The sequence below is a fragment of the Mammaliicoccus sciuri genome (assembly GCF_025561425.1).
In the GTDB taxonomy this organism is placed as follows: Bacteria; Bacillota; Bacilli; order Staphylococcales; family Staphylococcaceae; genus Mammaliicoccus; species Mammaliicoccus sciuri_A.
The window spans coordinates 319,391-332,987 of sequence record NZ_CP094824.1 but is presented as its reverse complement, the minus strand read 5'-3'; the positions used below and the strand labels follow the sequence as shown (position 1 = coordinate 332,987).

General features: G+C 33.7%; 11 protein-coding genes and 3 pseudogenes. All 14 read right to left on the bottom strand.

What is annotated here, in order from left to right; translation table 11 throughout:
* Positions 1-17: 17 nt before the first annotated feature.
* Positions 18-292: pseudogene (locus tag MUA60_RS01515) on the bottom strand (DUF2200 family protein); the annotation flags it as partial.
* Positions 269-364: a DUF2200 domain-containing protein gene (locus tag MUA60_RS01510; RefSeq protein ID WP_262649299.1), complete on the bottom strand. Its 96-nt coding sequence runs from the start codon at positions 362-364 to the stop codon at positions 269-271. The gene MUA60_RS01510 and the pseudogene MUA60_RS01515, both read right to left, overlap by 24 nt.
* Before the next feature lie 69 nt (positions 365-433).
* Positions 434-556, bottom strand: coding sequence for a hypothetical protein (locus MUA60_RS15495; protein WP_394812748.1), 123 nt, complete (start codon positions 554-556; stop codon positions 434-436).
* 3 nt (positions 557-559) lie between these two features.
* A pseudogene (locus tag MUA60_RS15490) lies at positions 560-766 on the bottom strand (PTS sugar transporter subunit IIA); the annotation flags it as partial.
* Between the two features lie 81 nt (positions 767-847).
* Positions 848-1,705 (bottom strand): PTS system mannose/fructose/sorbose family transporter subunit IID, encoded by an 858-nt coding sequence (locus MUA60_RS01500; RefSeq protein WP_262649298.1) that lies wholly within the window; start codon positions 1,703-1,705, stop codon positions 848-850.
* On the bottom strand, positions 1,692-2,594 hold the full coding sequence (locus tag MUA60_RS01495; protein WP_262649297.1) for a PTS mannose/fructose/sorbose/N-acetylgalactosamine transporter subunit IIC: 903 nt from the start codon (positions 2,592-2,594) through the stop codon (positions 1,692-1,694). Before MUA60_RS01495 ends, MUA60_RS01500 begins: the two co-directional genes overlap by 14 nt.
* Before the next feature lie 27 nt (positions 2,595-2,621).
* On the bottom strand, positions 2,622-3,098 hold the full coding sequence (locus MUA60_RS01490; RefSeq protein WP_025906948.1) for a PTS sugar transporter subunit IIB: 477 nt from the start codon (positions 3,096-3,098) through the stop codon (positions 2,622-2,624).
* A pseudogene (locus tag MUA60_RS01485) lies at positions 3,079-4,883 on the bottom strand (glycoside hydrolase family 35 protein). The gene MUA60_RS01490 and the pseudogene MUA60_RS01485 overlap by 20 nt, the downstream one beginning before the upstream one ends.
* 22 nt (positions 4,884-4,905) lie before the next feature.
* On the bottom strand, positions 4,906-5,847 hold the full coding sequence (locus MUA60_RS01480) for a tagatose 1,6-diphosphate aldolase (protein ID WP_262649296.1): 942 nt from the start codon (positions 5,845-5,847) through the stop codon (positions 4,906-4,908).
* Complete coding sequence (locus MUA60_RS01475) at positions 5,844-6,689, bottom strand: 1-phosphofructokinase family hexose kinase (RefSeq protein WP_262649295.1); 846 nt, start codon at positions 6,687-6,689, stop codon at positions 5,844-5,846. The genes MUA60_RS01480 and MUA60_RS01475 overlap by 4 nt, the downstream gene beginning before the upstream one ends.
* Positions 6,690-6,791: 102 nt before the next feature.
* The gene (locus MUA60_RS01470; protein ID WP_262649294.1) at positions 6,792-7,892 is read right to left on the bottom strand and encodes an SIS domain-containing protein; all 1,101 of its coding nucleotides are present in this window, start codon (positions 7,890-7,892) and stop codon (positions 6,792-6,794) included.
* Positions 7,893-7,947: 55 nt separating this feature from the next.
* Complete coding sequence (locus tag MUA60_RS01465; protein ID WP_025906953.1) at positions 7,948-8,658, bottom strand: GntR family transcriptional regulator; 711 nt, start codon at positions 8,656-8,658, stop codon at positions 7,948-7,950.
* Between the two features lie 98 nt (positions 8,659-8,756).
* The gene (locus MUA60_RS01460; protein ID WP_262649292.1) at positions 8,757-9,935 is read right to left on the bottom strand and encodes a YbfB/YjiJ family MFS transporter; all 1,179 of its coding nucleotides are present in this window, start codon (positions 9,933-9,935) and stop codon (positions 8,757-8,759) included.
* Between the two features lie 573 nt (positions 9,936-10,508).
* Positions 10,509-13,535, bottom strand: coding sequence for an NEAT domain-containing protein (locus MUA60_RS01455; protein WP_262649291.1), 3,027 nt, complete (start codon positions 13,533-13,535; stop codon positions 10,509-10,511).
* Between the last annotated feature and the right edge of the window lie 62 nt (positions 13,536-13,597).

The window sequence follows — 13,597 nt, the reverse complement described above, 5'->3', positions numbered from 1 at the left end:
ATGCTTTTACTTTATATTCACCTAAATATGTTTTCTTTTTTCTTTCCTCTCGCTAACTCATCTATTAATTTGTCTAAGTATCTAATTTCTTGCATAAGTGGTTCTTCGATTTCTTCAACTCTTATGCCACATATGACGCCTTTGATCAGTTTACGATTTGGATTCATATTTGGTGTTTCTTCAAAAAATGTTCTAAAATCAGTTTTATACTCTAATTGCTGTTCTAATGATTCTTGACTATAACCTGTTAACCAAATGATGATTTCATCTACGTCTGCTTTTGTTTTACTTTTTTCTCAGCTTTTGTGACGTAATGTGGATAAACACTTGATACTGGCATGTCATATATTTTTTCATTTTTCATTATGCATCCCTCATTTTTATCTTTACTTTATTATAAAGGATAGCAGCATTTATTGACTAATTTTAATCGTTATTCATCATCTTCGTCTAAGTCTTGTAGTAAATCATTTACTTTTACGATACTTTTTTGTGTTTCATTAATGATGTCCGCTTCTTGATTGAGCATTTCACCATTTAAATATGCTATAACCATAGGTAAATTCATTCCGGCATATAAATCAAACTTTTTTCCAGTCATTAAAGTTTTAGAAATGACATTGGCTGGTGTACCGCCTAGTAAATCTGTAAATACAGTTACTTCTTAATCATTGATTGCTGCTAGAAATTTCTTTTCAAATTCTTCTTGTCCTTCATCTAGCAAAAGTGCAACAGTTTCAATATTATCTTGTGGTCCTAATATCATTTCGACACTTTCTTTTAAACCTTCACACATTGAACCATGACTTGCTAAAATTAATTTTCCCATCGTGAAAACTCCTATTGATTAAATTTTTGCTAATACGCCTAATGCAGATAATATAACCGTTACAATGATAACGATAAAGATTGCACGTGTTGAATTCATATGTTTTTTGCCTAATAACCAATAAACACCTAATACAATTGCTAGTGGTAATAATTTTGGTAAGATCATATCGACATTATTTTGAATATTAACCGTTAAATCACCAATTTTTGGTTCCCAAGCAAATTGAACTTTAACCATCGTGGCGACGAGTGCTCCGACCATAAATACCCCGAGTAATGTAGCGGCATTTGTTAAGGATTCGAGCTTATGTTGCATCGTTGTTACTAATGATATACCCTCTTTGTATGCAAATTCTAATTGTTTCCATCTGAAGACCATAACAGCAATTTGTGCTGCTAACCATATAAAAGCACCAAAAGGATTTCCGTTAATCGCCATATTGGCAGCTAACGCCCCAAATATTGTTGGAATTAATGAACCGAATATAGAATCACCTACTGCGGCGAATGGTCCCATTAAACCTACTTTCATACCACTTACAGATTCTTTAGATTTAATTTGTTCTTGTTCTTCCATCGCGACATCAATACTCGTCACAATTGTATTGAAAAAGTTACTCGTATTGAAGAATTGAGCATGTGTATGCATCATTTCTTTTAGTTCTGGTGTATCGTCACCATAAATTTTACGTAATTGTGGAAGCATAATATATAAATAGCCAGATCCTTGCATACGTTCATAGTTCCATCCGGCTTGGAAGCCTAATAAACTTCTTCTATTAATTTGTCTAAAATCTTTTTTAGTTAATTTATACTGACCTTCTGTTGTGACATTTTGTTCTTTAGGATCAACATTTTGATTATAGTTCGTCATCTTCAATCTCCCCTTCATCATCATTTTGAGAATTAGAAGTATTCATTTCTCCAGATTGTACTGGTTTTGCTAAAGAAGTACGTTTGTATTCCATTGCAGCAAATGAAAAACCGATTAACGCAATGGCTAACATAGGTAGAGGATTGAATACCGCATCAAATTTCTTATCAAGTCCTGATACAGCTGTACCTAAACCACTCATACCATCAAATACTGTAGCTAATAACGCTGTTAATACAAATCCTAAAATGAAATACATATAATGTTTCTTAATAGGTAAGTATCTTAATAAGATTGCAAAACCGACTGCTGGTAGTACAGCTCCTGCAGTTGTTAATCCATCTCCAAGCCACTTCATGTCAGCGTTCAAGTAATTCACAACTGTTTTAACGACAGAACCACCAAAAGCTAATGCTAAGAATACTGGAATCATTCTTGATAATGCCCATGGAATAATACCTGCAATATAATAACGTTCAATTCCTTTATAATCCATTTGTTCGATTTTAGCGTCTATACGATGTGCAAAGAATGTATTTGTAAATCGAGCTAGAATATCTGTTTGAATCATCAAACTCGCAACAGGTACGGCTAATGTAGCAATTGCTTGCGTCGGTTGCATACCTAATGCAACTGAGAAAGCTACCGCTAAAATTGTACCTGAGTTGGCATCAATTCTAGATGCACCTCCGAATGTACCAACCCCTAAAATTGTTAACTGCATGCTACCACCGATAATTAAACCAGTTGTTACATCTCCCATTATTACCCCTGCAATTAAACCTGCGAATACGGGTTGGCTTATTGAAGAATAAAGATGAAGCTCATCCCATATTTGATAACCCGCATATAATGTTAAAAGCAGTACTTGCCACCATAATATTTCCATAATTAAAAACCCCTTTTTGTTTAAATATTATTTAATCAATGACATGAAATCTTCACTATTATCATTTGGAACCATTTGCGAAATAATTCGAATACCTTTGTTATTAAGTTCTTTAAATGTTTCAATATCTTTATCCGTAACATTAATCGAACGTTTAATTGATCTTGTTTCATTCGTTTGAGACATATTACCAACATTTAACTCATCAATTTTTACACCGTAGTTTACAAGTTCTAAAAATTGATCAGGTCCTTTGGCAATCACCATTAATCTTTGAGAGTCATATTTACCATTTAGTATGTTATCTGCTGCCTTTTTAACAGGTAATACACTTAATTTAACACCAGCTGGCGTTGCTAATTTAAGTCCACTTTTATCTACTGTACTTTCTGCGACAACATCATCAATAACCATAAGTCTTGTAATATCTAGTTTTGTCGTCCACAAATTTGCTACTTGCCCGTGAATCAGCCTACCATCAATTCTATTCGCTATAATTGTCATTTAAATCTCTCCCTTTTTTTTGAATAAATTTTGGTTCTTTCACCAAATTAATTTCTTGGTTATATGTCCCCTCAGTATCAAAAATAATAATTTCGTTTTCCCCTTCATGAAGCAGTGCTTTTGATATATATAAGGATGCTGTTGGTCCAACATTCCAATATCTACCTATGTTCACGCCATTCACTAATACCACGCCCTTCGAGAAAGCGCTTACATCAATATGCGTATTGTTTGCTTCATTTAACGTAAACACATACCTGTAAAATGCAGGAGTATTTTTAATCATTCCTTTTCAAAATGCTCTTTTTTTAGTTGCTGTAATTGAATATGGAATTGTTCATAGTCTTGAACAAAGTGCAAATCTTGCATTAAACCTTGTCCTAACCCTTTTCTTTGTGTACTCGCAAGCAATTTATATCCATAATTTACACGCCCCATATTTTCAACGAGTATATCGATTTGAGGTTCTTCTGAATGTAAATCAACTTCAAAAGCATCCCCGATTTCTTGTTGATATGCCGTATAAACATGTTCACCATCGATATACATCTTTACTCTATCTCGTGCATCAACAATTCTAAATTTTTCAACTGGTGAATCTTTGTGTATTTTCGTACGATAAAGCATGTAACCAAGTCCATCACCCGCTTCTTCCATCGTCTCTGGATATTTAGCAGTCGTCTTATACGATATTTCATCTAGAACATTAAACAAACTGACTTTATCTTGTAGTTGAATGTGATCCAATTCAATAAAATCTTTTATTAAAGGTTCTGATTGCTCGATATGTGGTATTTCTTCTTTAAGCATTTTCTGCAAATCATAATACTTTTGAGTCGGATTGCCCATTTCATTAAGTGGTGCATCATAGTCATAAGAAGTAATTTGAGGTAAATCTACCGTACCTCTAGCTGAACAACCGTTCCAAAATCCATAATTCGTACCACCATGAAACATGTATAAATTGATATGTCCTTGTTGAACGCAAGTTCTTACTTCGGCAACTAAATCATCACTTTCTCGTTTAATAATGTCATCGCCCCATCTATTAAACCAACCATCCCAAAATTCCATACACATGAGTGGCCATTTTTTCTGAAATTCTTCATGGAATGATTTTAAATTTTGAAAGTTTAAATCCGTCTTAGATCCAAAGTTAGCGGTTGGTAAAATATTATCTTCAGCCATACTGCCCGCTCTCAACGTTTGTGCCCATCCACCATCAGAAGTAAATAGCGGCACTGTTGTACCATGTTTAATCATTAAATCTTTAATCATATTTAAATATGATTTATCTTCACCGAATGAGCCATATTCATTTTCAATCTGCATCATGATAATCGGTCCATTATGATCAATTTGTAACGGCTTTAAAATTTTAAATAATTGTGTATAATATCGGTCTACTTTATCGATAAATCGTTGGTCTGACGAACGGATTCTCATGTCTTTGTAATTGAGCAACCATGAAGGTAAACCACCAAATTCCCATTCAGCACATATAAATGGAGATGGCCTTATAATCACATACAGACCTAATTCTTCAACCAATTGAATAAAGTGTTGAATATCTTTTTCGCCACCAAATTCAAAATGTTCTTCCCGAGGTTCGTGATAATTCCACGGAATATAGGTTTCAACTGTATTAAAACCGAGTGCTTTCAAATTGTATAACGAATGATACCAGTCATCTTTAGGAACTCTAAAATAATGAATGGCACCAGACAGTATTTGAATAGGTTTATCGTCTAATAAGAAATCAGTGTTAATTTCAAATTTATGCATCTTTACACCACCTGTTCTTTGTTTATCTTATTGGAGTTGCTGTCTTCTGTATGATGTCATTGAGCGTTTTTAAATTATGAATGCCTTCACTGTTCAACCATTCTTTAGCAGCTTCTTGACCTTGTTCTTTGAGTACAACAGTTTCACCTTGCCATGTTGCACGTCCACACAATACACCATTGAAATGCGCACCATTTTCATGTGCGAAGACAAGTGTATCTTTAAATTGTTGTGAAGTTAATCCCCCACTTAAATATATGTAAGGTATTGAAGTTGCGCTGTCTTGTTCTTTAAAATATGATGCCGCTTCATCTTTACTAAAGACATAGTCTTCTGCAAAACTTTCGACATAGTTCATATTAACGGGTGTTTCAACTTTAAGTACATCGACGTTATACTTTTCATCATTAAAAGCTTTCATCGCCTCTATCACTTTATGTGGTCTAACTTGAGCATACGATCGACCTTTTTCATCACCTATTTGATCATCATAAGTTAAGATTTCTAATAGGAATGGAATATTCTCTTCGACCGTTTCTTGTCCAACTTGTTGCACTAAATCTTTCTTTACATCATTAATATCATCCGGCTCATCGACGTCATAATAGATGAGTAATTTAATACCGTCAGCACCCATCTCTTTTAATTGTTTAACAGACATACCTTCAACTAATCTTGGTATTCTACCGACTACTGATTTATCGTATCCAGTTTGTTCATAAGCTAAAATTAATCCAGCATCTTTAGCCTTAGCTTGTATGCCATCTTTACCATATTCAGGGTCTAATAGAATACTAGAACCACTTGGCGAAAGTGTTTCAGATACAAGCTTTTTAAATAATGCAACGTTGTCATCCGTTCCTTGTTCACCTAGTAATCTTTTGAGTGCCCCTCTTTGGTCAACAGCAATTGCAGCGAATATCCCTTTGTCATCGACGAGTTTATTAATATCTTTATTTGTCATCCTAATTTCTCCACTCCCACTTTTTTGATTAAATCATCCACTTCTTGTTGAATGATTTTTCCCGTTGCAGCCTTCATCGCATTTGATGTACCACACGCTAAAGCTGTTTGAATTGTCGTTACAGGATCTAAATCATGCTTCATACTATAAGCGATACCTGCTACAGTAGCATCTCCTGAACCTACAGGATTAACCGCATTTATGTTTGGTAAAGTTGCTTTGTAAATCGTCTCTTTCAATTTAATAATCGCACCTTCAGAACCAAGCGTTACAAATACGTCCACATCTTTAAACAACTGATTTGTTTTAAGAATCTTGATAATGTCTTGGTGACTTAACCCCTTCTGATTAACTAAGTCTTCAAATTCTGATTGGTTAGGCTTTATCGCATAAATATGAGCATTCTGTCCTAAAATTCCTTTTAACGATTGTCCATCTATATCGACAATGTTGTAACTATTCGTTAATGTATTTAAAATTTTAATCATATATGCAGTCTTTGACTGATTCATTAACTTAGGTGTGCTTCCACTGATGGTTACAACTTTGTACTGATGCGCAATATCCTCCAATTGTTTAAGATACAACGCTTGCGATGCTTCTGATACTTCAGGTCCACCTTCAAGAATTTCCGTTTGATGTTCACCATCGTTAATGGCAATACACTGTCTTGTATTATCTTCTATATCTATGAATTGAAGCTGAATATTTCTTTGTTCGAGTTGTGTTTGAATCCACTGTCCATTCGTTCCACCTAAATAACCTGTAGCTATCACGTCTGCACCTAAATCATCTAGAACTTTCGTTACATTTATACCTTTACCGCCAGCATTTTTAATCATTTACGTTGGTCTATGCACCGCCCCAATTTCAAGACTTTCAACTTGATAGCTGATATCGATAGATGGATTTAATGTATTGGTCAAAATCATTCTTCTCACCCTTTAGCTATATGAATATATTGTTACCCCTTTAACAACACGATTGATAAAGCCATCTGGACTCGGATTATCAGGATTCAAGCCAAGTTCTATAGATTTTTTGCTTGCTAGTAATTGACCAAACATTAAATAAATCAGCCCTATTTCAAAGTCGTTATAATCCTCAATATTCGGTATTTGTGTACTTTCTTCTGAAGATTGACCATCTAAGACAAGCAACTGATACTTATCTTTAACTTTATTTACTTCATGCAACAAATCACTTTCATAGTCACGTTTATACATTTCATTACTTCTAAGCAATATAAAAATAGACCCTTTCTTTAGTCCTGCTTTAGGACCATGTCTAAACCCTAATGTCGTTTCTCTAGCAATCTCAACATGACCGCCTGTTAGTTCGTTTAATTTTAAGCTAACTTCTTTAGTAAGTTCACCTAACAAACCAGTTCCTACGTAAAATACTTTTTCAAATGATTTTTGTAATGTTTGATCTGCTAGTTCTTCCAAATAATCAAATAGCGAGTCTGCAGTATCATAAAAGCCATTCGTAATCGATCCATTAAATAATAAATAACCTGCTACAAGCATTGAAGAAAAGCTTGATGTCATTGCTAGCGATTTATCATTTGTTTGTTTAGGCAGAATCACTTTAAAAACATGTTTTAAACTTTCTTCTGTTGCTAAATAACCACTTTTATTATTTGTGATAAATAGATGATGTACGTTATCTGATAATTGCTCGATTAAATCAATCGTGGCTTTCGTTTCAGGACTATTACCAGATCTAGCAAATGACACAATTAAATACGTCGTTTCTGAATCTATATACGCTTCAGGACTCGTAACAAAGTGTGTCGTTGGTACAGATTCAAAATCCCACTTAGGCAGATGTTTCGTATCAATTGCTGTTCTTAAAATATCTCCGACATACGCTGATGACCCTGCACCCGTAAATAGTACCTTTAACTTCCCAGTTGCATTTTTCTCTATATCTTTAATAAATTCATCAAAATCTGATTTAATATCTTTAATAATTTCTTCTGTTAATTGCCACATTTCAGGTTGTTGTTTAATCTCCGAATATGTGTCCGTTGTGTTTAACAATACTTTCCCCTCCAATATTGGTAATGTTGTCATAACCAGTTTGTATATATAAAGACTATATTAAGTCTACTGTGTACTTATAGTCTTTACCGCTTGCAACACTCTCTGTGTACTCAATAATCTCATCATTTACAAAACTATATCTTTCTATAAACATACATGGATCATTAACATGTTTTTCTAAATGTTGCGCTTGTTCTTTAGTTATATTTTTTGCTGTTAATGTTTCATAAGCATGATTGATTTGAATTTGGTAATGCGTATTTAATGTTTCGTATAATGATACTTCATTAAAATCAAATCGATCTAACCCTTCGCAATTCTTTAAAGGTAAGTAGCTAGTCTCAAATACTAACGGTTTATCATTGGCTAATCTTAACCTTTTAAGTTCATACACTTCTTGAAATGATTTGAGCTGCATTTTTTCTTGAATATAAATACTAGGCTTTACTCTTTGAATACTTATTACCTTTGTACTTGCTTTGTCGCCGCTTTTTTCAACTTCATCTTTGAAGCTATATAGATTGTTCATCTTCTGATTATATTGATTACCTAATACAAAAGACCCTTTACCATGCTCTCTTTGAATTAAACTTTCTGCTTCTAAGTTATCTAGCGCTTCTCTAATCGTTATTCTGCTAACTTCGTATTCATCGCAAAGCTTTCGTTCTGAAGGTAACTTGTCTCCTTCTTTGTATTCACCTGAAATAATCTTATCTTTAATTTTTGCATAAACTTGATAATATAAATGTGTATTTTTTAACATCTCAATCATTCCTATTCCAACTGGTTATAACCAGTTTTAATTATAAATCATTCTTTCAAAAATGTAAACGCTTTATAAAAATGTATATTTGCACTACTCTAACTTTTAGGTTGATATGGTCTTATGCTCATAAATATTGCGACAAGAGCGAGTATTAATAATGAAGAGGCAAATATCAATGCGCCAATATAGTTATTAGAACTTCCGATAAGAATACCTGCAAAGTAAGGTGCTACAACTTGTCCGAGACTATAGATAAATGTTAGTAAAGCGACTAAATTTCTTCCTGAGATAGCACTCATGAGCTGACCACGCGACATAAATAAAGTCGTTAATCCTAGGAATGTCCCACCAAACAGACATGAACTAATGATTAAGCTTATAATATTATGCGAAAACACTGGTAAAATCACGCCTATAATTTGAAGAATGAACGCTAAATATATTGCTTTAATAAATCCAATTTTATTGCCTAAAATAGACCATAATACACATGAAGGTATTGCTGCCATACCAACAAACATCCAACTAAGTGCTGCATACTCTTTTAAGTCAGGAATAGATTCAACAATCGCAACTAAGAATGTACCTGTGACAATATATCCTGCACCTTCTAATAAATAAGCAATTGAGAAACATACCATAAACCATTTTGTATATAATGCGCTATTTTGACCATTTATATGTATTGTCTTTTGTTCTAAGTTAACTGGTTCTTCAATTTCTTTCATAAAGCATATAACAATTAAGCCTAGTATCAATGAAGCGATACCTAAGATAACCCATGTTGATGCCCAAGTATTATAATCCGTATAAATTTGAATAAATATACTACTTGAAAATATACCAATCCCTACACCACTATATAAGAATCCAGATAAATGAGATTTACCACCTTTATTTAAAGACTCGAGCACAACATTTGAAGCTAACACAAATACAGTACCACTTGTAATGCCAGCAATGAATCTTAAAATATTCCATACAAGAAAACCTTGCGTAACACCCATCAATAGAACAGAGATAATATTGATTATTAAGTAAATTTTTAAATCTACTACTTTACTTTTAAAAATTAAAAAGGTCGGAATCATCGCACCAATTAAATATCCTAAGTAATTGACCGTAGCCAGTAAACCAGCATTTTCGTTTGTTAAATGAGTCGCCTTTTGCATAAAAGGTAAAATAGGCGTGTACGAAAATCGCCCAATTGCCATGACAATAAATAGTGATAACATTCCTAGTAGTAATTGTTTATATGCTTTATTTGCTGACAATTTATGCACCTCATTTTCTATATTTAAACATTATTATCCTCCTCATATCATTAATATACAAGATGAATTTATAGGAGAAAGATATGGAGAATGAGGAAGGATATGGGGAATGAGTGTGATGAGGGTTGTTGCAGGTTCTATGGGTGCTATGGGTGCTACGGGTGTTGTGGATTATTGCCGGTGTTGTAGTTTCTTGTGAACACTTTCGCCCAAACTTGTTCATAACGGGGCTCTTGTGAACACTTTCGCCCAAACTTGTTCGTAACGAGGGCGTTAGTTACAAAACTCTGTCGAAGTGTTACTATGGACGACTATAATTACAAAACTCTGCCGAAGTGTTACTATGGACCCCTATAATTACAAAACTCTGCCGAAGTGTTACTATGAACCTCCATAATTACAAAACTCGAACGAAGTGTTACTATGAACCCCCTTAATTACAAAACTCGGCCGAAGTGTAATTACTGGACTCCTTATTTGCACTTCCCATCACAACTGCTCATAAAAAATGCCAACAAAATCACATGAATGACTTTGTTGGAATGATACTAGACTATTATTTATGTCTCATTTTTATTTACTATTTTTTGTTTTTCTTCTACCAATGAAGAATAATGAACCTAATCCTGCAATAAGTGATCCAAATAATGCATATTGTGTATTATCAAGCTCACCTGTATTTGGTAGTTCATTTTTATTTTCTTGTTTCTTAGCTTGTTCTTTTGGTTGTTCAGTTGTTGCTTTTTCTTTACTTGATTCTTGTTTTGTTGATTCAGTTTCTGCTTTTTCTTTACTTCCTTCTTGTTTTGCTGGTTCAACTTTATCTTTGCTTGCTACTGGCTCAACTGATTTTTGTTCTTCTTTATTTGTTTTAACTTGATCTTTTGCTGGCTCAGTTGTTGGTTTAGTGCTTACATTAACAACAGGCTCTGGTTTTTGATCTGGTTTAACTGTTGGTTCTTGTTTTTGATCAGTTGTTGGAGCTGGTTTTTGATCTGGTGTTGCTGTTGATGGCTGATCTTTTGCCGGCTCTTGTTTATTATCTGGAGCTGGACTTGGTTCTGACGTTGGTGCAGGTGCTGGTTCTGTACTTGGTGTTGGTTCTGGCGTTGCTGTTTCAGCTGCATCTCCTAAGTCCTTAATTCTTACATGGTATGATCCTTCATATTCAATATGTGGTGTTATTAAATGAATTTTAATGATTGCATTATAGAAATCTTTACCTTCTACAACAGGGAATAAGATTGTTCTTGTATCTTTTTCACTATCTTTACTAATTGTAATAGGACGTTTATATCCATCTTCACCTTCTACTTGGAAATCTTTCCACATTGAATCATGTTTTAATGTAACGGCTAACATCTTCTTACCATTATATTCAACTAATTTAGCTGGGTGTTCTACTTCAAAGTCCATATGAGATTGATCCTCTTTAGAACTGTGTAAAACTTTAAAGTTTCTATCTTCTGCGTTTGAAGTATCTACATTCGTAACTAGTGCTTTTTCAAATTCTGTAACCGCAGTTTCTAATTCTCTAGCTAATTTATCTTTAAGTCCTTTTAATTCTTCTTGAAGTTGTGGTTTTTCATCATCAGAAACTTTATCAATTAATTTCTCAAGCTCACGCACTTTATCTTCTAAAGTAATAGCTTTATCATATTTCTCTCTATCTTTTTGTTTCTTATAATCATCTGCTGTTGCATAATTAGAAGCATCTTTAGTAATTGGTTTATCAAATACGATATGACCAAGCTCATGTTCAGTCTTACTACCTAGTGCAAGTGCAGTTCCTTTTACGTTTAATTCTTTCGTGTTCTCATTAACTTTAACTATAATAGTTGCTACTTCATTTTCAGTATCATATGAAACAACGTCGTAGTCTAATTTTTTATCGCCATCAAATAAGTCAAATTCTAACCATGTAGAAGGTGCATCTACACGTAATTCTAAAATAGGTCGATCTCCATCAAAAACAATATTTGCTGGATCTTTAATCATAGCAGCATAATAGAATATTTCTGAATTATCTTTAGGATTAATTACTTTAAAGTTAATTGGTCGTTTTTCACCATCAACTGTCTTATTATGGATTTCTTTATTTTTAATATCTTCTCTTAATTTAGAAGTTTGCTCTTGATCCGCTTTTGGTGTTTCCGTATCAGTTTTAGGTGCTTCTGGAACTGCTTTTGGAGTCTCTGCATCGGATTTTGGTGCTTCTGGAGCTACTTGAGATCCATCTGGAATAGCTTTATCAAAAACGACGCGTGTTGTAATATCGTAATCATAGGTATCACCATAAGGGAGATATAAATGTAATTTAGGTGTAAGTGCTGATACACCTGTAGGTACTTCAACCTTAACAACACGTTTCTCTTCAGTATCTTCTATAATTGTAGTATTTAGTTTTTCATCACCATTATATAATTCAAACTTCTTCCAAAAATCAGGACGTTTCAATGTAAAAGTAACAAATGTTTTTCCATTTTCATGACTTATTATTGAAGGATGTTCAAAATAACGATCTGAAACTGATCTTGCATCTTCTTTTTCTTTTTTCACAATGAAACCGAAGTCTTGTCCTTCTTTATTTGCAGATACTAAATTCTCATCTTGATCTTCTGTATCTTCACTTGGTGTTTCTTCTTTTGGAGCTTCCGGTTCTGCTTTTGGTGTCTCCTCTTTCGGTGATTCTGTTTCTACTTTAGGTGCTTCTGGAACTGCTTCATCAAAAATAACGCGTGTTGTATATTTGTTGTCATAGTTAATAAATGGTACAACGATATGTACTTTTGATGTAAGTTCTGAAACGCCTGATGGTACTTCAACTTTAACAACACGCTTTTCATCATTTTCTTCTAATGTTGTCATATTAAGTTTTTCATCACCATTATATAATTCAAACATTTTCCACCAGTTAGGGTGTAATAATGTGAAATTCACATATGTTTTTCCATTTTCATGGCTTACTTTTGAAGGATGTTCTAAATAATCATCCATTACTGATTTTGCATCTTCTGCTTCTTTCTTAACAATAAATCCAAAGTCATGCGCTTCGTTTTCTTCAGATACAGTACTTTTCCCTTTATCAGTAGTCGCTGCAGTTGTTGCAGTTGAACGTGTTGGTTGAGCAGTAGCTGTTTCTTCAGTTGCTACTTTGTCTTCTGATTCATTCGATTCTTTAGATGAAGTTAATGTTTCCTCGTCTTTAGTTACTGACGTTTCTTTATTTAAAGCTGGTGTTTCTTCAGAATCTGGTGCTGAGTTTGTATCTCCCGCTTCAGTCACTTCATTTTCTTCAGCTACATCAGTATTAGGAGTAGCTTCATCATCTGTATTTTCTGCAGCTGGTGCTTCTGCTTTTTCAGTAGCTGTAGCATCGTCTGACGCAACTGGTTCACTTTGATTATCGTCTGTAGCAGTCGTTGCTTCATTTACTGTATCAACTTTATCTTCCATTGCATTAGCTGTTTGACCTGCTCCTAAAAATAAAGTCGCACCAATAGCAATAGAAGCTATCCCTCCCGACAATTTTCTAATAGAAAAATGATGTTGCTTCTTGATTGTTGAACGATTCTTGTTGTGCTCGTGTTGTGTTGTCATATTCATCTCTCCCGTAATTTAAAGTTGATAATGATAATCGTTATCATTATCAATTCAAAATT